Origin of the sequence: Oryzobacter telluris (genome assembly GCF_043099285.1) — a bacterium.
Classification (GTDB): domain Bacteria; phylum Actinomycetota; class Actinomycetes; order Actinomycetales; family Dermatophilaceae; genus Oryzobacter; species Oryzobacter telluris.
This window is the reverse complement of the sequence record NZ_CP170723.1, coordinates 3,915,898-3,939,406: the sequence shown is the minus strand read 5'-3', so window position 1 is coordinate 3,939,406 and position 23,509 is coordinate 3,915,898. Positions and strand designations below refer to the sequence as shown.

The following is a 23,509-nucleotide window of genomic DNA, read 5'->3' as shown; positions in this document are numbered from 1 at the left end:
CGTCGCGGTCCCATGGCCCGTTGGAGCCATCTCGGTCGGCAGCGCAGGCAACCGTCGGTGCCTCAGGCGGCCCCGACGGCAGCAGCCGTGGCCGGGACCCGGGGGCGACGGGAGGTGCGCAGCAGCCAGCCCAGGAGGACGAGCTCACCGAGCATCAGGGGCACGAGGTAGGGGGTGACCGTGACGTCGGCGGCGCGGGTGAGGACGTCGTCGAGCAGGTAGGCGAGTCCGGCCACGGCGGTGATGACGGCCACCGCCTTGGGCGCGATCCGGGAGCGCCACAGGGCGATTCCCGCGATGACGAGGTGCAGGCCGAACACGACGAGGGCGAGCGACCAGTCGCGCTCGAAGCCGACGGTCCCCGCGCCACCGGGCCAGGTGAGGACGACCGCCGCGCCGGCGAGCAGGACGGCGTAGCCGCTGCGGCTCACGAGCTGGGCGGTCGACGCGGGGGTGGCGCGCCGCCGCAGCAGCAGGTGCAGGCCCCAGGCGGCGACGACGTCGAGGACCGCGACGACGAGGAAGGCCAGACCGATCCCGACCCGCGTCGCCCGGTCGCCCGGCGCGGCCGCGCCGCCGAGCAGCGCGGCGGCCGGCAGCGACACCAGCGTGAGGACGAGGAGGGAGGCGCCGGCGAGGCGGGCGCCGCGACGCTCGGTGGCGGTCAGGGTGCGCAGGTCGGCGTGGGTCGGCCGGGTGGGCCGTCGCGTCGGGGTCGCGGGTCGGGTCGCCGGGGTCGCCGGGCGGGTCGCCGGGGTCGCCGGGCGGGTCGCGATCGTCGTCATGCCCCCAGCGTGTCCCATCGGCGCGGCGGGCGTCCCTCCGGCACGCCCCTGAGCCGACCCTGAGTCGGTCGGGGTCCTCAGCCGGCCGCGGCGTCGAGCTCGTCGGCGACGGGGACGGGTCCGGAGTTGAACTCGACGACCGCACCGGCCAGGCCCGGGCGCTCCAGGGTCTCGGCGATGACGAGGGCGACATCGGCGCGGGGGACCGCACCCTTCGTGGCGCCGGTGCGCGAGGTCTCGATCGACCCCGTCCCGGGGTCGTCGGTGAGCCGGCTCGGTCGCAGGATGGTCCACGCGAGGTCGGTGCCGGCCAGGTGGGCGTCGGCGGCGGTCTTGGCGTCGGCGTACGCGAAGAACGGGTCGCCCTCGGGGACGCCGTGGTCGGGCCCGGCCCCGAAGTAGGACACGCTGACGAACCGGTCGACGCCGGCGACGGCCGCGGCCTCCATCGTGCGGACCGCCGCGTCGCGGTCGACCGCGTACGTCCGGCCCGGGTTCCCGCCACCCGCGCCCGCGGACCACACGACGGCGTCGTGGCCGCGCAGGAGCTCGGCGATGTCGGCCGTCCCGAGCGCCTCGACGTCGGCGACGAGCGCGGTGGCACCGTCGGCCTCGACGTCGGCCGCGTGGTCGGGGTTGCGGATGACGGCGGTCACCTCGTGACCGCGCGTGGTGAGGACGGGGTGCAGGAGGCGGGCCACCTTGCCGTGGCCGCCGATGACGAGGATGCGCATGGCGGGGCCAACAGGCCCGGGTGCCGTGGTGTTCCTCGCTCAGCCCTGCGCGAGGCCGCGGGCGTGGCGCTCGGTGACCTCGGTGAAGCCGTCGAGGAGGGCGCGCATCCGCTCGATCTCGGTGACGGTGAACCCCTCGAGCGGCCGCCCGGCCTCCTCGATCATCGGCCCGTACAGGGCCCCGGTGCGGCGGTACCCCTCGTCGGTCATCTCCACGAGGACGCGGCGGCGGTCGGCTGCGTCGGGCACCCGACGGACGAACCCGCGCTCGGCGAGCCGGTCGATGAGGGCGGTCGTGGCGGCCGGCCGCAGGCCCGTGGCGGTGGCGAGCTCGCCGGCCGAGCGGGCGCCCTCGGTGAGCACGTCGAGGCAGCGCAGGTCGGCCGGGCCGAGGCCGAGGATGCGACCGACGGCGTCGTCGAAGGACTGCACGGTGCGCTGGTAGCGCTGCATCGCGACCCCGAGGTCGGCCAGAGCGGCTTGACGGGATCTGCCCATGCTGCAATCCTTTCGACATTCGAAGTTTCGATCATCGAACAGTATGGTCGTCGTAGGAAAGGGTAGCGAATGAGAGCGGTCGTCATCGGGAGCGGCATCGCGGGACCGGCCACGGCCCTGGCGCTCGAGGAGGTCGGGGTGTCGTCGGTGGTGCTCGAGGCCCACCCGCGACCCGACGGTGACGTGGGGTCCTACCTCGCGGTCTCGCCGAACGGGCTGAGCGCGCTCGCGGCGCTCGACGTCCTCGACGCGGTGAAGGCGGTGGGGCAGCCGACGTCGGGGTCGGTCATCCTCGGAGCCACCGGTCGGGTGCTGGGGCGACCCTCGTTCGGGCGGCCTCTCGACGACGGCACCCCCGCCCTGACCCTGAAGCGGTCGCGGCTCGCCGCGGTGCTCGGGGAGGCCGCGGCGGCTCGCGGGGTCGAGCTCCGGTACGGCGCCCGCGTCGCCTCGCTGCGCCGGACCGCCACCGGGACGGTCGTGACCCTGGAGTCGGGGGAGGATCTGGAGGCCGACCTCGTCGTCGGGGCCGACGGCGTGCACTCGGTGGTCCGCCGCCACCTCGACCCGCTCGCGCCCGCCGCCCGGTACGTGGGGCTGACCAACTTCGGCGGCATCGCCCACACCCCCGACCTCGCCGCGACGCTGGAGCCCGGCGCCTGGACCTTCGTCTTCGGGCGCAGGGCGTTCTCCGGCCTCGTGCCGACGCCGGCGGGCGACGTCATCTGGTTCGTCAACCTGCCGCGCCCCGCCATCACCCCCGAGGAGCGGGCCGCCACCACGCAGGAGCAGTGGCGGGAGGTGCTGGTGGAGGCGTTGTCCGGTGACGCCGGGTGCGGCGCGGAGGTCGTGGCGCGCGGGGAGTTCGAGCTGGCCGCCGACAACACCCACGACCTCGGGCACGTCCCGGTCTGGCACGACGGGTCGGCGGTCGTCATCGGCGACGCGGGCCACGCGCCGGCTCCCAGCTCGGGACAGGGGGCGTCGATGGCGCTCGAGGACGCGGTCGCCCTCGCGGTGGCGGTGCGCGACGCGCCGACCCTGCCGGAGGCGCTCACCTCCTACGAGGTGGCGCGTCGGCCGCGGGTGGAGCGGATCGTCGCGGTCGGGGCGCGGTCGTCCAGCGCCAAGGTCCCGGGCCGGCTGGCCCGCCCGCTCCTGGAGGCGGTCATGCGGCTCGTCTTCCGCACCGTGGCGAGCGACGCGCGCCAGGAGTGGATGTCGGGGTACCGGGTCACGTGGGACGCACCCGAGCCCGCTGCGGAGCCCGCCCGGGTCATCGGTGGGCGCGGCGGCGGCGCCTGAGCTCGACGACGATCTCGCGCTGTCGGTGGCGGACGGCCTGGTCGGTGGACGTGGCGCCACGGCGGTGCCCCCGGAGGACGTCCTCGGTCGCGGCGAGCTCGGCGATGAGGTCACGGACGGTGGGGCGCGTCGTGGTGTCCATGCCCCCACCGTTGCCGCGCTGCCTCGAAAGCACGTCCGAGTGGGCTGTGAGGTCGCTGTTCGTGGCCACACCGGGTGAACGCGGGTCTGGCCCGTCGAGTGCCCCACCGGGCAGACTGCCGCCATGGGCAAGCCGTACTCCGTGACCCGCACGACCACCATCGCCGCTCCGGCCGACCGGATCAGGGGGCTGCTGCGCGACTTCCACGAGTGGACCGCGTGGTCACCGTGGGAGGACGTCGACCCGGCGATGGAGCGCACCTACTCGGGCCCCGAGAGCGGGGTGGGGGCGCACTACGCCTGGGAGGGCAACAAGAAGGCCGGCAAGGGGTGGATGCGGATCACGAGGGACGACCCGGACGCGGTCGGCGCCGACCTGCACTTCGACAAGCCCTTCCCGGCCGACAACGCCTTCGTCTTCACCCTGACGCCGACCGGGTCGGGTTCGACGACGGTGGAGTGGCGGATGACCGGCGAGCTGAGCGCCGTCATGCGGGTGTTCTCGCTCGTGAAGTCGATGGACTCGCTCGTCGGGCCCGACTTCGAGAAGGGTCTCGGGCGGCTCAAGCGGGTCGCGGAGTCCCCGTCGGCCTGAGGTCGTCGCGACCCGTCTTGGCGGCGAGGTAGTCGGCGAGTCGGCGGTCGGCATCGGCGCCGAAGAGGATCTCGGCGACCTCGCGCAGCCCGGGTGAGCCGACGATGTCCTCGTCGCGCACGACGAGGTCGATCTTGGAGCGGCGGCGCATGAAGTCGTCGAGGGTCACGACCATCTCGTGCTCGGCGGCGTTGTGGAGCTCGACGCGCAGGTAGTCGGTGGAGCCCATGACGTCCTCGCCCATGCCCGGGTCGGCGCGGATGGCCTCGAGCATGTCGAACGCCCTTCTGCCGTAACGCCTCCACAGGCGGTCGGTGAGGGGCTCGGCATCGGGACGGGTGCGGAGGCTGTCGAGCTTCATCAGGCGGGCCTGGCGGTAGAACTCGGCGCGGGTGGGCTTGGCGGGCTCGCCGTACCAGTTGTGCAGGTCGTCCTCGAGGGGGATGCCGAGGGCCTCGACGTCGGCCGCGACCTCCTCGCCCACGTTGAGGCAGTCGGTGAGCTTGCCGCCGAGGACGGTGACGACGCCGCGCGCGTCGTCGCGCTCGACCACGTGCTTGCGCGAGAGGGAGGTCCAGTCGGCCTCGGTGTGGTCGCCGTCGCCACGGCTGACGACGAGGGGACGGACACCGCACCGCTCGGCGATGACATCGGCTCTCGTCAGGGGTGCTTCGAGGTCGAGGCGGGCGTTGATCTGGGCCAGGAGGAAGTCCCGGTCCTCGTCGGTCACGTGGGTGAACGGCTCGTCGACACGGGTGTCGGTGGTGCCGATGACGGACCGGTGGCCCATCGGGATGACGTAGAAGAGGCGCTGGGTGTCGTCGAAGAAGGCGAGGACGCGGTCGTGGCGGGTGGTGGTGAGGCGGGGCACGACGAGGTGGATGCCCTTGGAGTACACGATCCGGTGGCCCGTGGTGGTGCGCAGGTCGTCGTTGACGGCGTCGACGAAGGGGCCGGCGGCGTTGACGAGGACGCGGGCCTGGGTCGTGTGCTCCTCCCCGGTGTCGGTGTCGCGCAGCGTGCAGACCCACCGGTCGTCCTGGCGCTCGGCGGCGACGAGCTCGACGTAGTTGGCGACGGACGCCCCGGCCTCGATGGCGGAGCGGACGAACGAGAAGACGAAGCGCGAGTCGTTGTCGACGAGGTAGGCGTCCTGGTACTGGATGGCGCCGCGCACCGTGGTGGTGTCGACGACCGGCTCCTCGGTCTCCAGGGCCGTGGCGCTGATCAGGTGCGGCCGGTCGGTCCCGAACATCCCGATGCCCCAGTAGGCGGTGGCGCCGAGCGCGGCGAACCAGGGGCGGTAGGGGGCGGTGCGGTCGAGGGCCGCGAGGAAGCCGATCTCCTTGACGTTGTCCGGGTACGCCTTCATCAGGCGGTTGCGGGAGCGGCACAGGCCGAAGACGAGGGGGAGCTCGTAGTTCTCCAGGTACTTGAAGCCGCCCCAGACGAGGTTGCTCGACTCCTGGCTGGTGAAGGCGCCGAAGTCGCCGCGGTCGACGAGCGCGACGGTGGCTCCGCGCCCGGCCAGGGCGGCCGCCGAGACCGCGCCGTTGATGCCGCCGCCCACCACGAGGACGTCGAACAGCCCCCCGGAGATCCGGGCGAGGTTCGCACGGCGCAGCGTCATGGTCCAAGCGTCCCAGATGGCCGGGTGTCGGTGGTCGCCGGGCGGCTCCGGCCGCGAGTGCGGAAGTGGCGGCCCCAGCAGCCACGTCCGCACCCACCGCGACGGGGTGCGGGGGAGGTCAGGCGTGGAGGGTGACGAACGGCGACGGCGCCACCTGCTCGAGCACCTGGGGCCACTCGGTCTCGGCCGCGGTGGGCGCCCGGTCGTGGACGGCGGCGATCGCGGCCTGCACCTCGTACTCGCCGACCCGGCCGGCGCCGAACACGGAGTCGAGGAGGGCCGTGCCCTCGGCGACCATCGCGCGGTCCCAGTGCGAGCGGTCCTGCTCGGACAGCGGACATCAGCCGGGGAAGGAGACTCCCGTCAGGTCCTCGCTGCGGTCCCAGAGCAGGCGACCCAGGGCCTCGTCGGCTCCCCACGGGGACCGCCCGACCTCGCCGACCGGCCCCCGCCAGCCGCCGAGCCAGGTCGGCCCGACGTAGGCGCCCGGCCGCGCGACCGTGGCGGCGTTGACGACCGCCTCGGCCCCGCGCTCGGGGCTGCTGAACGCGACCTTCCCCACGACCGGCCCGAGGGCGCGGACCACGGCCAGCGCCCCCATCCCGTCGCGGCTCGTGAACAGCCGCGTGTTCGAGACGCCGGGGTGAGCGGCGGTGGAGGTGAGGGAGGCGAGCGGCGAGCCGGGCACCTGCGTGCGCCGGTGCAGCTCGGTGGCGAAGAGCAGGTTGGCCAGCTTCGAGCGGCCGTACGAGGTCTGCGGGTCGTAGTCGTCGGGCGGGTTGCCCTCGGCCACGCGCCCGTCGCTGGAGAAGTGGGCCAGGGAGGACACCGTGGCCACCCTCGGGGCCGCCGACTCGAGCAGCCGCGGCAGCAGCAGCCCGGTGAGCGCGAAGTGGCCCAGGTGGTTGGTGCCGAACTGCAGCTCGAAGCCGTCGGCCGTCTCCCGTCGCCGGGGCGGCGCCATCACTCCGGCGTTGTTGACGAGGAGGTCGAGTGGGCCCTCCAGCCGGCGCGCGAGGGCGCGCACCGAGTCGAGCGAGGCGAGGTCGAGCTCCTCGACCTCCACCGCGCCGGGCGCACCGGAGGCCCGGATGCGGTCGGCCACCTCGCGCGCGGCGTCGGGGCGTCGCGCGGCGAGCACGACGTCCGCTCCGTGCTGGGCGAGGACGCGGGCCTCGACCGCGCCGATCCCGCTGTTGGCCCCCGTGACGAGGGCGCGTCGGCCGGTCAGGTCGGGGACGTCGCCGTACCCCCAGCGGCTCACGCGGAGCCGTCGGTCCGGTGGCGGCGGATCATCGTCGGGTCAGCTCGACCACCGGGATGACGCGGGTCGTCTTCTGCTCGTAGGAGCGGAAGCCCTCCGACATCGCCGTGAAGCGGCCCCAGGCCTCGTCGCGCGCCTCACCCTCGAGGACGCGGGCGGTCACCTCGACCGTGCCGTCGTCCGGGGTCTCGATGCTGACCTCGGGGTGGGCGCGCAGGTTGTGGTACCAGTCCGGGTTGTCCGGGGCGCCGGCCTTGGAGGCGGCGAGCAGCCAGGTGTCGGCGTCGGCGCGGATGGCGGCGAGCGGCGAGACGCGCTCGGTGCCGGTGCGGGCGCCGAGGTGGTGCAGCAGGACCAGACCGCGGCCGAAGCCCATGGTCGTCACCGTGCCGCCGTTGGCGCGGAACTCCTCGATGATGTTCGTGTTCCAGTCGGACATGCGGGGGCCTCTCGTCAGGGGGTCAGGGGCGTCGTCACGGGGACGCGGCGTCGGGCTCAACGCCGCCCCGCCACCCGCTGTTCCGCGGTCAGGCCTGGGTCGTCCCGGCGGCGGCGCGCTCGGCGCCGTTGCGCAGGATGCAGAACTCGTTGCCCTCCGGGTCGGCGAGGATGACCCAGCCCGAGCCGGGGCCGTGGATGCCGCGGTGGTCGGCGACCTGGGTGGCCCCGTGCGCAAGGAGCCGCTCGAGCTCCTCGTCGCGGGTGCCCTCGAGCGGCTCGATGTCGAAGTGGATCCGGTTCTTCACGCTCTTGCCCTCGGGCACCTCGATGAAGAGGATCCGGTGGCGGTCGTCGCGGTCGAGGATCAGGCACTCCTCGTGGCCCGGGAGGTTGGGGTCGCCCTCGACGTCGACGTAGTCGAGGACCCCCTTCCACCACTCGGACAGCTCGTAGGCGTTGCGGCAGTCGACGGAGGTGTGGGACACGCGTGCAGTCATGGCCGACACCCTGCCAGTGCGACCGGGGCCCGGCGAGCGAGATATCCGCTCAGACGTGGATGGCGGCCTCGATGCCGTCGCCGAACACCTCGGGCTCCTCGGGCAGCGACCTCGACAGGCCGGCCACCCGGCGGGCGGCGGTCCACGCCACGGCGCAGGCGTCGAGGACGTCGTCCGCCGCGTACCCGGACCCCTTGAGGACGGACGGCTGCGCGATCCCGGCCGCGCCCAGCGCCTCCAGCCGGGCGCGCTGCCCCTCCTCGGTCTTCTTGCTGGGTAGCGCCGTCCCCCCGGTCATCGCCCGGAACGAGACCTCGGGGTGCACCTCGACCACCTCGACCGTGGGGCGCGACCGCCGCCACGCGTCGACCTCGAGGATCTTGGCGCGCAGCGCGAACGCCTGCGCGCCGACGCCCTGGCCGCTGAGGGCGCGGTTCACGGTGTCGGCCTCGGCGCGGGTCGCCTCGAGGTAGGCGGCACGGGTCAGCGTGGTGAAGACCGAACTCGCGCCGCCCCGCAGCTCGCGACGGGCGAGGACGTCGGCCCGGCGGATCGTGCTGTCCGGCAGGCCGATCGGGATGTCGATGCCCACCACGGCGATCTCGACCTCCGACCGCACGGTCTCGACGAGCTCGGCGATCGTCGGGGCGACGACGACCCGGGGACGAGGGGCGCCCGGCACGAGGAGCGCCCCCACCCATCCACCGGGGCAGCCGTCGACGCCGAGCACAGGCACGACGACCTCCACCGGCGGCGGCGCGACCACGGGCGGCGCCACGTGCGGCTGCGCGGGCGGCCGACCCGGGTCGAGGAGCCGCTCGACGGCGTCGAGGACGAGGTCGAGGCTGGGCTCGAACTCGTACCCGAAGGAGTAGCCCGGCCGCATCGCATGGGTCTCGGCGAAGCGGGTGAAGTGGGGGAAGGCGGCCCGGACCTCCGGGACGAGGATCTCGGTGCCGATGGCCGCGAGCTCGTCGACGGTCTCGAACGGCAGGGCGTTCTCCTGGAGCAGGAAGCCGTAGAGGTGCGCGTCGACCAGGGCGAAGGCGGTGCCGCTGGCGGAGAGGCTGAACCCGCCCGCGAGCATGCAGCCGATGACGGCGTCGTGGTGCGCGATCGTCGCGGGCCCGGGGGTGCGGCTGGAGTCCATGAGGCCGACCGCCCACCGGTGCCGCCGCAGCGCCGCGCGGCCCGAGACCGACCGCAGCCGCAGCTGCGCGCGCCAGTCGCCGTCGGTGGTGGGGAGGTGCATCTCCGCGAACACCGCGTCGACCATGGCATCGAGGAGGGCGTCCTTGCCGCCCGGCACGTGGTGGTACAGCGACATCGCCTCGACCGTGAGCCGCCCGGCGAGCGCCCGCATCGACAACGCGGGCAGGCCCTGCTCGTCGGCCAGGGCCACCGCCTCGTCGACGACCCGCTCGCGGCTGAGGGCTGGACGGTCGGCGGGCATCGGGCTCCTCGAACAGTGCTTTGGGGACGGCGGGCGGGCGGGGACTTGCCGGATCTTACAACGTAAGGCTACCGTGCACCCATCACCGTTCGACTTACACCGTAAGGAGGCGCCATGCGCGCCGTCGTCCAGCACCGCTACGGCGGGACCGAGGTCCTCGGCCTCGAGGAGGTCCCCGCCCCCACCCGCTCGCCCGGCACGGGCGAGGTCCTCGTCCGGGTGGGCGCGGCCGCCGTCGACCGCGGCACGGTCCACGTGATGAACGGGCTGCCGCTCATGGCCCGCCCGGCCTTCGGGCTGCGGCGCCCGAGCCCGCGGTGGCGCACCCCGGGCCGCGACCTCGCCGGGACCGTGGAGGCCGTGGGGCCCGGGGTCGTCGGCTGGGCGACGGGCGACCCCGTGCACGGCACCGCCGACGGGTCACTGGCCGAGCTCGTCGTCACCTCGGCGGGCCGCATCGCGCACCCGCCGGAGGGGCTGTCGACCGTGGAGGCCGCGGCGCTCCCCATCTCGGGCCTCACGGCCTACCAGGCGGTCCGCGACGCCGGGGTCGCCCCCGGCCAGCGGGTCCTCGTCGTCGGCTCGTCGGGCGGGGTGGGGCACCTCGCGGTCCAGTGCGCGGTCGCGGCGGGGGCCACCGTCACCGCCGTCTGCGGCCCGGGCGGGGCGGACCTGGCCCGCTCCCTCGGCGCCGCCCACGTCCTCGACCGGACCCACGACACCATCGACGCCGAGGGCGTGCGGTACGACGTCGTCCTCGACATCATGAGCAACCGCCGGCGGCGCGACCTGCGCCGCGTCCTCGCCGAGCGCGGCACGCTCGTCTGCATCGGGACGCAGGGTGGCCGGTTCACCGACGGGGTCCACCGCTCGGCCGCCGCGGCCCTGCTGAGCCCGTTCGTCCGGCACCGGCTCGTCATGCACGTGTCCAAGGAGCTCGGCACCGACCTCGCCGAGCTCGACACCCTCGTCGCGGCGGGCGCGGTGCGCCCCGTCATCGACGCGACCTACCCGCTCGAGCGGGCCGCCGACGCCATCGACCATGTCGCCTCCGGGCGCGCCCGCGGCAAGGTCGTCGTCACCCTCGACGCCGCCGCCTGACCTCCCACCTCCCCCAGGGCGCGACCTACCGCCTGGTCCGCGGGGTGATCACCCCAAGTACCAGGCGGTAGCACCCGCTGTGGCGCCCTGAGCTGCGTGCTACCGGGCAGTAAGTGTCGCGATCACGACCCTTACTGCCCGGTAGGACGCGATGGGGGTCAGTGGCCCTGGGTGCGGGAGGCGGGGTCGCCGACGAGGTCGCGCTGGTCGGGGCCCGGCTCGTCGTGGTCGTCGATCATCGTCGCCTCGTCGAACGGGCGCTCCCCGGCGAGGACGGCCTGCCACTGCTCCTTGTCGATCTCGCCGACCCAGGTCCCGATGAGGACCGTGGCGATGGCGTTGCCGGCGAAGTTCGTCAGGGCGCGCGCCTCGCTCATCATCCGGTCGATGCCGACGATGAAGCCGACGCCGTCGACGAGGTCGGGGCGGTGCGACTGCAGGCCACCGGCCAGCGTGGCCAGCCCCGCACCGGTGACGCCCGCCGCGCCCTTGCTCGCGATGATCATGAAGACGAGCAGCGAGATCTGCTGGCCGATGGAGAACGGCTTGTCGAGCGCCTCGGCGATGAACAGCGAGGCCATCGTCAGGTAGATCGCCGTGCCGTCGAGGTTGAACGAGTACCCCGTGGGCACCGTGATGCCGACGACCGGGCGGGAGACGCCGAGGTGCTCCATCTTCGCGATGAGGCGGGGCAGCGCCGACTCCGACGACGAGGTCGACAGGATGAGGAGGAACTCGCGGGCCAGGTACCTGAACAGCGACCACACGTTCATCCCGGCGACGACGCGCAGCAGGGTGCCCAGCACGCCGAAGACGAAGATCGCGCAGGTGGCGTAGAACGCGACCATGATCAGGCCCAGACTCTTGAGGGCGTCGATGCCGGTGGCGCCGACGACCGCGGCCATCGCGCCGAACGCGGCCACCGGGGCGAGCCACATGATCATCGCCATGAGCCGGAAGACGAGCTTCTCGACGTGCTTGATGCCGCGCAGGATCGGCTCACCGGCCGGGCCCATCTTCTGCAGGGCGAACCCGACGAGCAGCGCCACGAGCAGCGCCTGGAGCACCGAGCCCGAGGTGAGCGCGGAGACGAGGGTGTCGGGGACGAGGCCGAGGATGAACTCGGTGGTCGTCTCGGCCTCGGAGGAGACGGCCGCCTGGCCGCTCTTGGCGAGCTCGTCGGTGAGGTTGAGCCCCGCGCCGGGCTTGACGAAGTTGCCGACGATGAGCCCGATGGCCAGCGCGACGGTCGACATCCCGAGGAAGTAGCCCAGCGCCAGGCCGCCGACCTTGCCGACCTGGGCCGCGCGCTTCACCGAGCCGATGCCGAGGACGATCGTCACGAAGATGATCGGGCCGATCATCATCTTGATGAGGTTGACGAAGAACGTCCCGAGCGGCTTGAGCTCCTTGCCGAACTCCGGGAAGACGAAGCCGACGAAGATGCCGGCGAGCATCGCGACGATCACGGCGATGTAGAGGAAGTGGGTGCGGTCCCGCTTCGGTGGCGCCGCGTGACCCCCTGGGGTCGTGGGCTGGTCGAGGGTGCTGCTCATGGCGCGAACTCCTTTGTCCGGGCGGGTGCCGTCGATCGAGGGTGGCGACTGCGCGGGCTATCGTCACCGTTGTGTACGCAGTGTTCACGGGCCACCCTGCCGCTCCGCGGGGCTGAGCGCGTGTTGAGGCGCAGCGTCGCGGCCCAGACGACGGCGCTGGTCGTGGCGCTGGTGGCGACCGTCGTGCTGGCCGGCCTCGCGGCCGCGTACGCCCAGGCCCGCCGCGCCGTGACCCAGCAGGCGACCACCCAGGTGCTCGCCGTGGCGCAGTCGGTGGCGGCCGAGCCGGAGGTCGTCGACGGCGTCCGCGGGCGGAACACGACCGGGTCGCTGCAGACCCTCGCCGAGGGCGTGCGGCTGCGCACCGGGACCGACTTCGTCGTCATCATGAGCCCGCAGGGGGTCCGCTACAGCCACCCCGACCCCGCCCAGATCGGGAAGACCTTCCTCGGGCACACCGAGGCCGCGCTGGCCGGCGGGACGGTGCTCGAGGACTACGTCGGCACCCTCGGGCCGAGCCGCCGGGCGGTGGTGCCCGTGCTCCACGGGCCGGAGGTCGTGGGGCTCGTGGCCGTCGGCGTGAGCAAGGGCGACGTCGACGAGCTGATGACGGCCGAGCTCGTGCCGCTCGCGGTGGCCGGTCTCGTGGCCGGGGTGCTCGGCGGGATCGGGGCGGCGCTCATCGCGCGCCGGGTGCGCCGGCAGACCCGCGGCCTGTCGGCGGGCGAGCTGCAGGACATGCACGACTACCACGAGGCCGTGCTGCGCTCGGTGACCGAGGGCCTGGTCCTCGTCGACACCGAGGGACGCGTCCGGCTCGCCAACGACGAGGCGCGGCGCCTGCTCGGCCTCGAGGACGACCCGTCCGGCGCGCTCGTGGCCGACCTCGGCCTCGCCGCACCGCTCGTGCGCGCCATCACCGACGCCGACGCCCGCGAGGACGACCTCCACGTCACCGACGAGCGCGTCCTCGTCCTCAACAAGTCGCGCGCCCAGCGCGACGGGGCCGACCTCGGCTCGGTCGTGACGATCCGCGACCGCACCGACCTCGAGGAGCTGACCGGCGAGCTGGGCCGGGCCCGCGGCCTCACCGAGGCGCTGCGCTCGCAGGCGCACGAGTCGGGCAACCGGCTGCACACGATGGTCTCGCTCATCGAGCTCGGCCACCCGCAGCGGGCGGTCGCCTTCGCCACCGAGGAGCTCGAGCGGGCCCAGCACCTCACCGACCGGGTCGTCGACGGGGTCGAGGACCCCACCCTCTCGGCGCTGCTGCTCGGCAAGGCCGCCGAGGCGCACGAGCGCGGGGTGGACCTCGTCATCGACCCGGACCTGGCCTGGCCGACCGGCACGGCGTCGCCGCACGACGTCGTCACCGTGGTGGGCAACCTCGTCGACAACGCCCTCGACGCGGTGACCGGGACGCCGGGGGAGCGCCGGGTCGAGCTCACCGCCCGCACCGTCGGCGACCGGGTCGAGCTCGTCGTCTCCGACACCGGGCCCGGCATCCCTGACGAGATGCGCGAGCGCGTCCTCGAGCGCGGGTTCTCGACCAAGCCGTCCGACGGTGTCGGGGGCCGTGGTCTCGGCCTGGCCCTGGTGCGGCACACCGTCACCCGGCTGGGCGGGACGCTCGAGGTGGGCCCGCCGCCCGGGGGACGGGTCACCGTCACGCTGCCCCTGGTGTCGGCGTGACCCCCGACGGACGCATCGTGGTCCTCGTCGTCGAGGACGACCCGGTCGTCGCCGAGGCGCACGCCGCCTACGTGGGGCGCGTCGCCGGGTTCGAGGTGGCCGGCGTCGCCCTCACCGCGCGCGACGCCCTGCGCCACCTCGACCGCGGGCAGGTCGACCTCGTCCTGCTCGACATGGGCCTGCCCGACCTCCCCGGCCTCGACGTCGTGCGGGCGATGCGCGGGCACGGGCACGCGGCCGACGTCATCGCGGTGACGTCGCAGCGTGACCTGGAGATGGTGCGGGCGGCGGTGTCGCTGGGGGTGGTGCAGTACGTCCTCAAGCCCTTCGTCTTCCCTACCCTGCGCGACCGGCTGGAGTCGTACCGGGCCTACCGCGAGCAGCTCGGCGGCGCGGCGGAGGCCGACACCCAGGCCCAGGTCGACTCGGTGTTCGCCCGGCTGCGGCCCGCCTCGACCACCACGGTGCCCAAGGGGATGACCGAGGACCTCCTGGCCCGCGCGGTGGCGGCCCTGCGCGAGGCCGGCGACCCGCTCTCGGCCGCCGAGCTGGGCGACCTGCTCGGGGTCAGCCGGGTCACGGCACGGCGGTACGCCGAGCACCTCGTCGACAGCGGCCGCGCCCGGCGCGGGAACCGGTACCCCGGGGTGGGCCGCCCCGAGGTCACGTACGGCTGGGACACCCCGGGCCTCTGACCTGCCCGGAGAACGCACGGCTGACCCACAGGTACCGGGCGGGCCGCCGGGCCGGACCCGCTGCGAGAGTGGCCCGATGACGTCACGACTGTCCCGGATGCTCGACCCCTGGCGCGGAGCACCCGACGGCGACGTCGACCCGACCGACGTCGACCGGCACCGGATGCGGTCGGCGGCGGCGGGGGTCGAGGCCGTCGCGGTCGCCGTGAACCGGGCGGCCGGGCAGATGGGGCCGCTGCGCAGCCTGACCACGCTGGGCCGGCTCAACCAGGCCGACGGCTTCGACTGCATGGGCTGCGCGTGGCCCGACCCCGACCCGGAGCACCGCTCGTTCGCCGAGTTCTGCGAGAACGGGGCCAAGGCCGTGGCCGAGGAGGGCACCCGCCGACGGGCGGACCGCGACTTCTTCGCCCGGCACCCCGTCTCCGAGCTCGCGACGTGGAGCGACTACCGGCTCGGGCAGCAGGGGCGGATCACCGAGCCGATGGTGCTGCGACCCGGTCGGTCCCACTACGAGCCGATCTCGTGGGAGGACGCCGTCGCGCTCGTCGGGGACACCCTGCGCTCCCTCGACGACCCGGACGAGGCCGTCTTCTACACGAGCGGCAGGGCCTCGAACGAGGCCGCGTTCGTCTTCCAGCTCTTCGCGCGGGCCTTCGGCACGAACAACCTGCCGGACTGCTCGAACATGTGCCACGAGTCGACCTCGGTCGCTCTCGCCGAGTCGATCGGCATCGGCAAGGGGTCGGTGAGCCTGCAGGACGTGCAGGAGGCCGAGCTCGTCCTCGTCATCGGCCAGAACCCCGGCACCAACCACCCCCGGATGCTCAGCGCCCTCGAGAAGTGCGTGGAGGGCGGGGGGCGGGTCGTCGCCGTGAACCCCCTGCCCGAGACCGGGCTGATGGCCTTCGACAACCCGCAGCACGCCAAGGGGGTCGTGGGCCTGAGCACCCACCTGGCCAGCGAGTACCTGCCGATCCGCAGCAACGGCGACCTCGCCCTCTTCCAGGCCCTGGGTGCGCTGCTGCTCGAGCGCGACGCCGTCGACCACGACTTCGTCGACCGCCACACGACCGGGTTCGAGACGTGGAAGGAGTTCGTCCGCCTGGTCGACCGCGACGAGGTCCTGCGGGCCACCGGCTTGGAGTGGGCGCAGATCGAGCGGGTCGCCGACCTCCTCGCGGCCTCGCGCCGCACCGTCTTCTGCTGGGCGATGGGCATCACCCAGCACCGCAACGCCGTCGCGACGATCAAGGAGATCACCAACGTCGCGCTGCTGCAGGGGAACATCGGCAAGCCCGGCGCCGGGCTGTGCCCCGTGCGCGGGCACTCCAACGTCCAGGGGGACCGGACGATGGGGATCTGGGAGAAGCTCCCCGAGCACTTCGGCGACGCCCTGCGCGACGAGTTCGGCTTCGACCCGCCGCGCGAGCGGGGCCACGACGTCGTCAACACGATCCGGGCGATGGCGGAGGCGCGCATCCGGGTCATGGTGGGTCTCGGCGGCAACTTCGCCGCCGCGACCCCCGACTCCGAGCTCACGCACTCGGTGCTCCGCTCGGTCGACCTCAACGTGCAGGTCTCGACCAAGCTCAACCGCACCCACGTGCTGGCGGGCGGGACGATGCTGGTCCTGCCCTGCCTGGGCCGCACCGAGCGCGACGTCACCGCCGCGGGGTGGCAGGGCGTCACGGTCGAGGACTCGATGTCGAGCGTGCACCTGTCGGTGGGGCGCAACGAGCCCGCGGGCTCGTTGCTGCACGGCGAGCCGTGGATCGTCTGCCGCCTGGCCGAGGCCACCCTCGGTGACGGGCCGGAGGGCTCGCGCATCGACTGGTCGGTGATGGCCGAGGACTACCGCGCCATCCGGCGGCACATCTCGCGGGTCGTGCCGGGCTGCGACGCCTACGAGGAGAAGGTGAACCGTCCCGGCGGCTTCGTGCTGCCGCACCCCCCGCGCGACAGCCGCACCTTCGAGACGCCCTCCGGCCGGGCTGAGTTCGCCGTGAGCCCGCTGGAGGTGCTCGAGGTCCCCGAGGGGCACCTGGTGCTGCAGACGATCCGCAGCCACGACCAGTTCAACACCACGATCTACGGCCACGACGACCGCTACCGGGGGCTGGCGGGCGGGCGTCAGGTCGTCCTCGTGCACCCCGACGACATGGCGCACCTCGGGCTCGACGAGGGACGGCTCGTCGACATCGTCTCGGTCTGGACCGACGGCTCGGAACGGGTCGCGAAGGACTTCCGGGTCGTGTCGTACCCGACGGCACGGGGGTGCGCCGCGGCGTACTACCCCGAGTGCAACGTCCTCGTGCCGCTCGACTCGGTGGCGGAGGGCAGCAACTGCCCGGTCTCCAAGGCCGTCATCGTGCGCTTCACGGCGCCGGGCGTCGCCCGCCACCACGGCACCCACCACGGCGCCAAGGCCGGCAGCGACCACGGCCACCGCAGCGAGGTGCAGCCCCACCACCTCAGCTGAGGCCGATCGGCCTGCCTCAGTTGAGGATCGCGTACCTCGCCTCGATGTCGACCGGCGCGGCCGACAGGTTCTTGATCGTCAGGTGGTAGGTCAGCAGGGTCGCGGACGCCCGCTGCACCTTGACGCTCCACTCGATCTGCGGCGCCCCCGGACCGGGGGTCACCGGGACCACGGTCCACACGACGTGGCTCTCGGGCTTCCACGAGTGGGTGAACCACGTCTTCGTGGCGCCCGCGGCCACCGTGCCCGTGAACTGGGTTCCCGCCTTCATGCTGCGCTCCTCTCCCGACTCAGGTCCGGACGACGATCTCGTACCGGGCGTCGACCTCGACCGCGACGCCGGTGTCGTTGGTGATGGAGACCCAGTAGGTGAGGCGCTCCCGCGACGCCCGCTCGACCCGCACCCGCCAGGACACGCCCGCCGTCGGGGTGACCGGTGACGTCGGCACGACGGTCCACAGCACGTGCCAGCAGGCCGGCCAGTTGTACGTGAACCACCGCTTGGTCTGGCCCGCCGGGACCGTCCCGTGGAACTGCGTCCCCACGACCGGTCCGGAGAACTTCGGCAGGTGCGGCGTCAGCCGGGCGATGATCGCGTCCTTGCACACGGCGCAGAACTCGTTGCCCAGCACCCGCATCCGGCAGATGTGCTCGGAGTGGTAGATGCCGCAGAACGAGCGGCTGCCCCCCGCGAACAGCCCGACCGTCCCTGCAGGCACGGGGCTGGCGGCCGTCGTCATCGCCGCGCAGCCGGGGTTGTCCTGGGTCGGCAGCGGGGTGGCCGCCGCGATCTTCGACGCCCACTTCGTGCTCGCCCGTGCCGTGACGGTCGTGACGTTCGGCTCGCTCGGCTCCCCGGCGCTCCACGTGGCGTTGTTGTCGCCGTACTCGTCGGCGAGGTCGAAGGCGGAGTGGCACAGCTCGTGCACCCCGATCTCGTCGGCGGACGCCGCCAGCGAGAACCACGCCGAGGAGCCCCCCGCGCCGCCGTACCGCGTGGAGTTGACGATGACGATGCGCGCCGACACGGCAGGCACGGCCGTCGCCGCGGTGGCGATGGAGATCGCCTCGGAGCCGTAGAGCAGCCGACTGGTCCCGTCCCGGCAGAACGAGGTGTCGAAGTACGTCCTGCGGGTGACACCCGTGCCGGTGCCGCCGTCGGCGCAGGTGGCGGGCTCGTCGGTGCCGCTCTCGTCGGAGCGGACGTCGACCCGGTGCACGTTGATCGCGCACCACATCCGCCGGAACGGCTGGGTGGTGAACAGCTTGGTGACGAACGACTCCGCGGCCACGTGGTACGCGTCGAGCTCGGCCGTGGTGAAGCCCTCGGACATGATGACGAGGTTCCACCGGGCGCTGTCCGGCCCGTGGTCGACGATCTTCGTGGTGCTGACGACGGCACCGTCCGCGGTCCCCATCAGGTCACCTCGTACGGAGGTGTCTCCTCCAGGGTGGCCGTCAGCACGGGGCGGGCGAGGGCGCGGTCGGCCGTCCGCCGGGGCCGGGTGGCGTCGGCCGCGAGCGCGCTGTCGTCGAGCCGGTGGAGGACGACGTCCTGCGCGCCGGGGAGGTCCGGCACCACGACCTGGAACACGCCGCTCGGCGCCTCGGGCTCGACCTGGCGCGACCCCTCGGCGGGGTCGGGAGAGTGCACCTCGTAGCCGTGCCGGACGGGGTCGGCGAGGAGCTGGCGGTACAGGCCGTGCCCGGTGCCGTCCCGCACCTCGACCCAGGTGCCGGCCCGGGCCGCGTAGGTGCGGTCCGAGTCGTCCGGGGGCGCGATCATCGCGACCCGCTGCTGGGCGACGAGGCGGATGTCGGAGCCCTCGTACGAGAAGGTCAGCCGCCAGGCCGACGGTTCGTCCCCGCGCTCGACGGGGGGTGCCCCTCGGGGCGGGCCGGCGTCGTGGTCGCTCACGGTCACCGCCGCCTCAGGCTGGAGCCACGAAGTCGGCGCCGTCCCAGACCAGGTCCTGCAGCTCGCGGACCGACGACGCCGCGATCTGGCCCGCGGAGTAGAGCAGCCGCAGCTCGGCCCCGACCGTGCTCGTTCCGGCGACCAGCCCGGTGACGTTGGTCCACGTGTTCCAGCCCTTGGCGTCGGCCGCGGTGGCGGGTGCCGCGAGCGGCTGGGCCCGGTGCCATCCGCCGGCGGCGAGGACGGGGTCGAGGTCGACGAACGCGTCGGTCACGGTCGACTGGGTGCACGTCGTGGCGTCGCAGGTCCACAGGGCGTACGCGGCGGGTGTGACCGTGCCGGCCTGCGGCGCCGTGCCGTCGAGCTGCCGCGCCAGCACCAGCTGTGGTCCGGCCCCACCCAGCTGCCCGACCGCCAGGGGGTCGAGGGTCGGGTCGACCAGCCCGGCGCCGGGCACGAGGGTGAGCCGGCGGCCGAGGACGCCCAGCGCGTCGGCGGGCGTCGCACCCGGGGTGCCCACCGCGCCCAGCGGGGGCAGGGGGGCGTCGGCGGCGAGGACGGGCAGCATCACCCCGAGGCCGTGCAGCACCGCCACCGCGGCGTCGAACGGCGCCGCGAAGTCGCTGCGCACCCTCAGCTGCACCGGCGTGGCCGCCTGCGCCGTCCCCGGCGGGCGGTCGTTGGTCCGGGTGACGAAGTACAGCGGCGGGAGGGTCGGGTCGAACCCGGGGGTCGGGTTGGGCCCGGCCACCCCGAGCGCGCTCGCCAGGACCTGCGCCGAGAGCACCGGGTCGTCGGCCACGAGGTTGAGGTACCCGCCGACCTGGGTGATGTTGAGAGGCGCCGGCACCCGCGACGGGAACAGGTCCCCCGCCGTGGCGAGCCGACGCAGGATGAGTCGCTGCGCCTCGGTCATCTCGGGCGAGATCGCCGACTCGAGCACCTTGGTCAGGGCGTCGAGCGCCCGCTCGTCGGCCGTGCTCGGCTGCTCAGCCATGGTCGGTTCCTCCTTCGCCGGTCCTCGCCCGGGTGGTCTGCTCGGTCATGGGGTCACCGTCCTCAGGCGATCGGGGCGGTGCCGCCGTCGAGGGACGCGAGCGAGGTCCCGCCACCGCCCTCGGTGGTGCCGCCGGTCCCACCGCCGCCGCCTCCGGTCCCGCCGGTCCCTCCGGTGCCGGACCCCTCGGTCCCGCCTCCCTCGGTGCCGCCGGCGCCCTCCTCCTTCGCCTTCTCCTTGGCCCGCTTGTCGCGCTCGGCGTCGGCGTCGGACTTGGCCTTGATGGCGCTCGGGATCTGCTTCATCGCCTCCTTGGCCAGGCCGCTCGCCTCGGCGATCGTCTTGTTCAGGCTCTCGGCGGTGGTCTCGGTCTGCACCTTCATCTGGGCGCCGAGCTGGGTGATCCCCGTGAGGTCGGTGGGCAGGTTGCTCGCCGGCTGGCTCTTGACGAGCGCGCTCGCGAGGTCGGCGGGGGTCAGGGCGGCCGGGCCCTGGTTGATCGTCACCATCGACGACGCACCGGGCTGGAGGACCGCGGCCGCCTGCGCGCCCGCACCGCCCACGAGGGAGTTCGGGTCGGCGAACAGGGCGGCGACGGCCGACGGGTCGGTCGCGACGTCCGGCGGCGAGTCCTGCCAGTTCCAGAAGCGGGTGAGGTCGATCTTCTCGCTCGACTCGCAGTGGCCGAGGACGGCCTCGCCGAGCACGCCGCGCGCGGGCAGCGTGATCGAGCTCTGCGCCGGGCGGTACGCCTGCCGGTGGAAGCGCAGCAGCGACTCCTGCACGTCGCGCGAGGTGTACTTGACCTTCGCGGCGACGCCCGGCGGGATGAAGAACGGCATGATCGCGGCGTTCCCGAAGTACCCGAGCACCTGGTTGGCCACGCAGTCGAGCAGCGGGACGTCGTCCGTGGCGTCGCTGACCCCGCCCGTGGGGACGCCGATGGTGAACCGCTCGAGGAGGATGGCGCGCTCCTCGGCGGTCAGGGCCTGCCACACCGCCTTGGAGTACTCCACGGTGTTCTCCACGACGTGCTGCAGGAGCGCCTCGATCCGCAGCAGGTCGGCGAACGACAGCTGCGGCGGGATGCGCTTGGCGGCCACCGGCATCAGTGCCGGCATGACGTCCAGGCCCGCGCCGGCGAAGTCCTCGATGAGGTCGATCGTCGGGGACACGTCCGTGATCTCCGCGACCGGGTCCGCGACGAGCGGGCCGCTGATCTCGCGCTCGAGCTCCTCGGGCGCCATCGACACCTGGAGCCGGTTGGCGTTGTTGAGGTAGGCGATGAGGTCGCCGAAGCTGAGGTCGCTCGGCATCGTCAGCTGGTAGGAGAACGGCCGGAAGGCGCGGCGGAACTCGAAGCGGGCCAGGTGGCTGCGCGAGACGTGGCTCGGCAGGCTCATCGACGCGACGCGCTTCTCGGACGCCGTGGGGCTGCTCCGGCGGGTGCGCAGGATGTCGAGGAGCCCGGCCTTCGTCGTCGCGCCCGTGGCCACCGCGGCGCTCGTGCCCGTCATCAGCACCGGGCCCACGCGGGCCCCGCTCGTCGAGATCGCGGTGACCCACACGTCCTCGAAGGGCATGAAGGTGCCGGCGAGCTCGATGTTCACGACGTCCTGGGCCGAACCGCTCGAGGACTGCACGGTCATCGTCGGGTCGCCGGCGAACCCGCGCAGCACCCGCAGGCCGTGGGCGAGCTCGGAGCGCCACCAGATCCGCGACTCGATGACGTCGTGGTGCCGCAGCAGCTGGGAGTAGCGCTGGAGCAGCTGGTCGCGGCCGTAGCTGCCGGTGGGCAGCGTCCGCGTCGCGAAGGTGGGGAGGAAGGCGATGACCTCGAACGGGACGAAGCAGACGAGCTGCACGTCGTCGACCTGGCTGCTGACGCGGTAGTGCCGGAGCACCTGCCAGTACTGCATGGTCAGCGCGTGGTTGTGGTTGTGGTTGGTGATGACCTTGGTGACGACCTCCTTGCGCTCGGTCGAGGTGGCCAGGCGCACGCTCGTGCGGCTCGCGGAGCGCCGGGCGGAGGCCGCCCGCGCCAACGAGGAGTGGAAGTCCTGCGAGGCGTTGGAGACGTAGTCGCGGCTCGCGTTCTGCCAGCTCGAGGTCGACCCGGTCGTCGTGGAGTCGGAGTACCCGCCGGCGATGCCGAGCCCGGCGACGATGCCGCTGAAGAACCCGCCGATGCCCAGCCCGCCGCCGACGCTCCCCGCCTCGGTGCGCGTCCTCATCGTGGTGCCGCCGCGGGCCGACTCGTCGAAGGCGCTGGAGAACACGGCGTTCGTCGAGGAGTCGGCGTTCTCCTGGTAGCGCTGGAACTCCTCGGCGGTCAGGGTCTCCTGCTCGCGCACCGAGAGCGTCTCGCGCTCGTCGGACACGGCGATGCGCTGCTGCTCTCCCGGGGCGAGCGGCAGGGAGTAGACGAGGTCGCCGAGCGACATCCCGTTGGGGATCCACAGCTGGTGCATCTTCACGACGTAGCCGATGCCGAGGGTCGCCGCCTTGGGGACCGACTTCGGGTCGCGCTGCACGGCGTCGAGGAACGCGCCGACGTCGATCGGCGACTCCACCGGGACCCGTCCGACGAGCTCCCAGGAGCCCAGCGTGCCCATGGCGTCGATGAGCCGGTTCGCGGGGACGTACCGGGTCAGGCCCACCGAGGAGGCCGACAGCAGGAAGCGCTTGCCCTCGCGCCCCACCCGGGTGCCGAGGCGCCGGCCGCTCAGCGTGGGGGCGACGAGGCGCACGAGCATCGAGTACCCGAACCGGTCGATGACCCCGGAGTTGGACCGGAAGCTCACCGCGCAGTCGGAGTCCCCGAGCGTGATGACGGGCGCGGGCTCGGCGAACAGCTCGGGGTTGTCGAGGACGTCCTCGTCGCTCGTCGGGCGCACGACGTCGCCGAGCTGGGCGAGGACGCTGCGCGGCAGCGGGGCGACGACGACGTCGAGGGGGAGGACGCCGAGCGTGCCGTCGCCGGCCACGAGGTCGATCCGCCGCAGCTGCAGCTCGACCGCCCGGTTGCCCCCGGTGACGAGGAGGGCGAGGCCGTCGTCAGGGAGCGGCCGCGCGGGCAGGGCGATGCGGAAGGTGCCGCGGGCGTCGGTGAGGGCCTCGGGGTTCGGCCAGGGGAGGACGAGCGAGTACCTCTCGTTGTTGCCCGCCGTGGCGACGCCGCTCGGCTCCAGGGCCCGGACCCGGACCCGGGCGGCCGGGCTGCCGTCGGGGTTGACGAGCGTGCCGCTCACCGCGGCGGGCAGGCCCGTGGGGACCTGCGGCCGGAAGAGGTCGAGGTCCTTGCTGATGAGGTCGACCGTGGCGAGCACCTGCGTGGTGGCGCGGGCCCGCTCCTCGAGGAGGGACCTGATCTGCTCGGGCGTGATGTCGACCTCGAGGCCGAGGTCCTCGAGGTCCAGGCTCGTCATCGGCTCGCGGACCGTGTCGTCGAGGGGGACCTTGGGGTCGCGGCCCGCTGCGGCGCGCGCGGCGACGGTCGCGTCGAGGTGCTCCGTGGCGGCAGCGCTGAGGCGGACGGTCATCGGCTTGCGTTCCCTGGGTGGCACGGCGGACACCTGCTTCCTTCTCAGTCCTCGGCGCGGCCCAGCACACCAGCGTGGCCGTTCCCCGGGTGTTCCCCTCGCGTCCCCGGGAGAGGTATCAGGACGGGCGCACCGTCCTCCTCCCGAGTGGGTCGCCCCTGCCGCGCCCGGCCCCGGCGACCT

General features: G+C 73.6%; 22 protein-coding genes. 6 read left to right on the top strand and 16 right to left on the bottom strand.

Annotation, left to right across the window (positions count from 1 at the left end; genetic code table 11):
- Positions 1–62: 62 nt before the first annotated feature.
- From ACFLFB_RS18420 to ACFLFB_RS18410, 3 genes are all read right to left on the bottom strand, one after another.
- Positions 63–785, bottom strand: coding sequence for a DUF4386 family protein (locus ACFLFB_RS18420; protein WP_392543624.1), 723 nt, complete (start codon positions 783–785; stop codon positions 63–65).
- A gap of 77 nt (positions 786–862) precedes the next feature.
- Positions 863–1,519: an SDR family oxidoreductase gene (locus ACFLFB_RS18415; protein ID WP_392543623.1), complete on the bottom strand. Its 657-nt coding sequence runs from the start codon at positions 1,517–1,519 to the stop codon at positions 863–865.
- 39 nt (positions 1,520–1,558) lie between these two features.
- A complete protein-coding gene (locus ACFLFB_RS18410) occupies positions 1,559–2,017 on the bottom strand; it encodes a MarR family winged helix-turn-helix transcriptional regulator (RefSeq protein ID WP_392543622.1) in 459 nt (152 codons plus the stop codon).
- Between the two features lie 69 nt (positions 2,018–2,086).
- Here ACFLFB_RS18410 and ACFLFB_RS18405 point away from each other — a divergent pair, with 69 nt between their 5' ends.
- Positions 2,087–3,322 (top strand): FAD-dependent oxidoreductase, encoded by a 1,236-nt coding sequence (locus ACFLFB_RS18405; RefSeq protein ID WP_392543621.1) that lies wholly within the window; start codon positions 2,087–2,089, stop codon positions 3,320–3,322.
- Here ACFLFB_RS18405 and ACFLFB_RS18400 read toward each other — a convergent pair.
- A complete protein-coding gene (locus ACFLFB_RS18400; protein ID WP_392543620.1) occupies positions 3,294–3,464 on the bottom strand; it encodes a hypothetical protein in 171 nt (56 codons plus the stop codon). The two genes, ACFLFB_RS18405 and ACFLFB_RS18400, sit on opposite strands and share 29 nt — an antisense overlap.
- 123 nt (positions 3,465–3,587) lie before the next feature.
- Between ACFLFB_RS18400 and ACFLFB_RS18395 the strand changes: the two genes are divergently transcribed.
- Positions 3,588–4,058, top strand: a complete 471-nt coding sequence (locus ACFLFB_RS18395) for an SRPBCC family protein (protein WP_392543619.1) — start codon at positions 3,588–3,590, stop codon at positions 4,056–4,058.
- On the opposite strand, the gene ACFLFB_RS18390 is transcribed toward ACFLFB_RS18395, so the two are convergent.
- The 6 genes from ACFLFB_RS18390 to ACFLFB_RS18365 form a co-directional block, all read right to left on the bottom strand.
- Positions 4,027–5,688, bottom strand: a complete 1,662-nt coding sequence (locus ACFLFB_RS18390) for an FAD-dependent oxidoreductase (RefSeq protein WP_392543618.1) — start codon at positions 5,686–5,688, stop codon at positions 4,027–4,029. The two genes, ACFLFB_RS18395 and ACFLFB_RS18390, sit on opposite strands and share 32 nt — an antisense overlap.
- Positions 5,689–5,806: 118 nt before the next feature.
- Positions 5,807–5,986 (bottom strand): hypothetical protein, encoded by a 180-nt coding sequence (locus tag ACFLFB_RS18385; protein ID WP_392543617.1) that lies wholly within the window; start codon positions 5,984–5,986, stop codon positions 5,807–5,809.
- Between the two features lie 42 nt (positions 5,987–6,028).
- Positions 6,029–6,952: an SDR family NAD(P)-dependent oxidoreductase gene (locus tag ACFLFB_RS18380; RefSeq protein ID WP_392543616.1), complete on the bottom strand. Its 924-nt coding sequence runs from the start codon at positions 6,950–6,952 to the stop codon at positions 6,029–6,031.
- A 28-nt stretch (positions 6,953–6,980) separates the two neighbouring features.
- Positions 6,981–7,391 carry a nitroreductase/quinone reductase family protein gene (locus ACFLFB_RS18375; protein WP_392543615.1) on the bottom strand — a complete coding sequence of 137 codons (411 nt, stop codon included), beginning with the start codon at positions 7,389–7,391 and terminating at the stop codon, positions 6,981–6,983.
- A gap of 88 nt (positions 7,392–7,479) precedes the next feature.
- Positions 7,480–7,890 carry a VOC family protein gene (locus ACFLFB_RS18370; protein ID WP_392543614.1) on the bottom strand — a complete coding sequence of 137 codons (411 nt, stop codon included), beginning with the start codon at positions 7,888–7,890 and terminating at the stop codon, positions 7,480–7,482.
- 49 nt (positions 7,891–7,939) lie between these two features.
- Complete coding sequence (locus ACFLFB_RS18365) at positions 7,940–9,343, bottom strand: DUF429 domain-containing protein (protein ID WP_392543613.1); 1,404 nt, start codon at positions 9,341–9,343, stop codon at positions 7,940–7,942.
- Positions 9,344–9,457: 114 nt separating this feature from the next.
- Between ACFLFB_RS18365 and ACFLFB_RS18360 the strand changes: the two genes are divergently transcribed.
- Complete coding sequence (locus ACFLFB_RS18360; RefSeq protein ID WP_392543612.1) at positions 9,458–10,444, top strand: NAD(P)-dependent alcohol dehydrogenase; 987 nt, start codon at positions 9,458–9,460, stop codon at positions 10,442–10,444.
- A gap of 158 nt (positions 10,445–10,602) precedes the next feature.
- Here the strand turns inward: ACFLFB_RS18360 and ACFLFB_RS18355 are convergent, their stop codons facing one another.
- A complete protein-coding gene (locus ACFLFB_RS18355) occupies positions 10,603–12,000 on the bottom strand; it encodes a cation:dicarboxylate symporter family transporter (protein WP_392543611.1) in 1,398 nt (465 codons plus the stop codon).
- Between the two features lie 120 nt (positions 12,001–12,120).
- On the opposite strand from ACFLFB_RS18355, the gene ACFLFB_RS18350 reads away from it, so the two are divergent.
- The 3 genes from ACFLFB_RS18350 (at position 12,121) to ACFLFB_RS18340 (ending at position 16,869) form a co-directional block, all read left to right on the top strand.
- Positions 12,121–13,692 (top strand): ATP-binding protein, encoded by a 1,572-nt coding sequence (locus ACFLFB_RS18350; RefSeq protein ID WP_392543610.1) that lies wholly within the window; start codon positions 12,121–12,123, stop codon positions 13,690–13,692.
- On the top strand, positions 13,689–14,387 hold the full coding sequence (locus ACFLFB_RS18345; RefSeq protein WP_392543609.1) for a response regulator: 699 nt from the start codon (positions 13,689–13,691) through the stop codon (positions 14,385–14,387). Before ACFLFB_RS18350 ends, ACFLFB_RS18345 begins: the two co-directional genes overlap by 4 nt.
- Positions 14,388–14,463: 76 nt before the next feature.
- The gene (locus tag ACFLFB_RS18340; protein ID WP_392543608.1) at positions 14,464–16,869 is read left to right on the top strand and encodes an FdhF/YdeP family oxidoreductase; all 2,406 of its coding nucleotides are present in this window, start codon (positions 14,464–14,466) and stop codon (positions 16,867–16,869) included.
- Between the two features lie 16 nt (positions 16,870–16,885).
- Here ACFLFB_RS18340 and ACFLFB_RS18335 read toward each other — a convergent pair whose 3' ends face one another.
- From ACFLFB_RS18335 to ACFLFB_RS18315, 5 genes are all read right to left on the bottom strand, one after another.
- A complete protein-coding gene (locus ACFLFB_RS18335) occupies positions 16,886–17,140 on the bottom strand; it encodes a hypothetical protein (protein ID WP_392543607.1) in 255 nt (84 codons plus the stop codon).
- Between the two features lie 19 nt (positions 17,141–17,159).
- A complete protein-coding gene (locus ACFLFB_RS18330) occupies positions 17,160–18,287 on the bottom strand; it encodes a M64 family metallopeptidase (RefSeq protein WP_392543606.1) in 1,128 nt (375 codons plus the stop codon).
- Positions 18,287–18,787 carry a hypothetical protein gene (locus tag ACFLFB_RS18325; protein WP_392543605.1) on the bottom strand — a complete coding sequence of 167 codons (501 nt, stop codon included), beginning with the start codon at positions 18,785–18,787 and terminating at the stop codon, positions 18,287–18,289. Before ACFLFB_RS18325 ends, ACFLFB_RS18330 begins: the two co-directional genes overlap by 1 nt.
- 13 nt (positions 18,788–18,800) lie before the next feature.
- Positions 18,801–19,784, bottom strand: a complete 984-nt coding sequence (locus tag ACFLFB_RS18320) for a hypothetical protein (RefSeq protein WP_392543604.1) — start codon at positions 19,782–19,784, stop codon at positions 18,801–18,803.
- A 62-nt stretch (positions 19,785–19,846) separates the two neighbouring features.
- Positions 19,847–23,359: a hypothetical protein gene (locus ACFLFB_RS18315; RefSeq protein ID WP_392543603.1), complete on the bottom strand. Its 3,513-nt coding sequence runs from the start codon at positions 23,357–23,359 to the stop codon at positions 19,847–19,849.
- Positions 23,360–23,509: the final 150 nt, after the last annotated feature.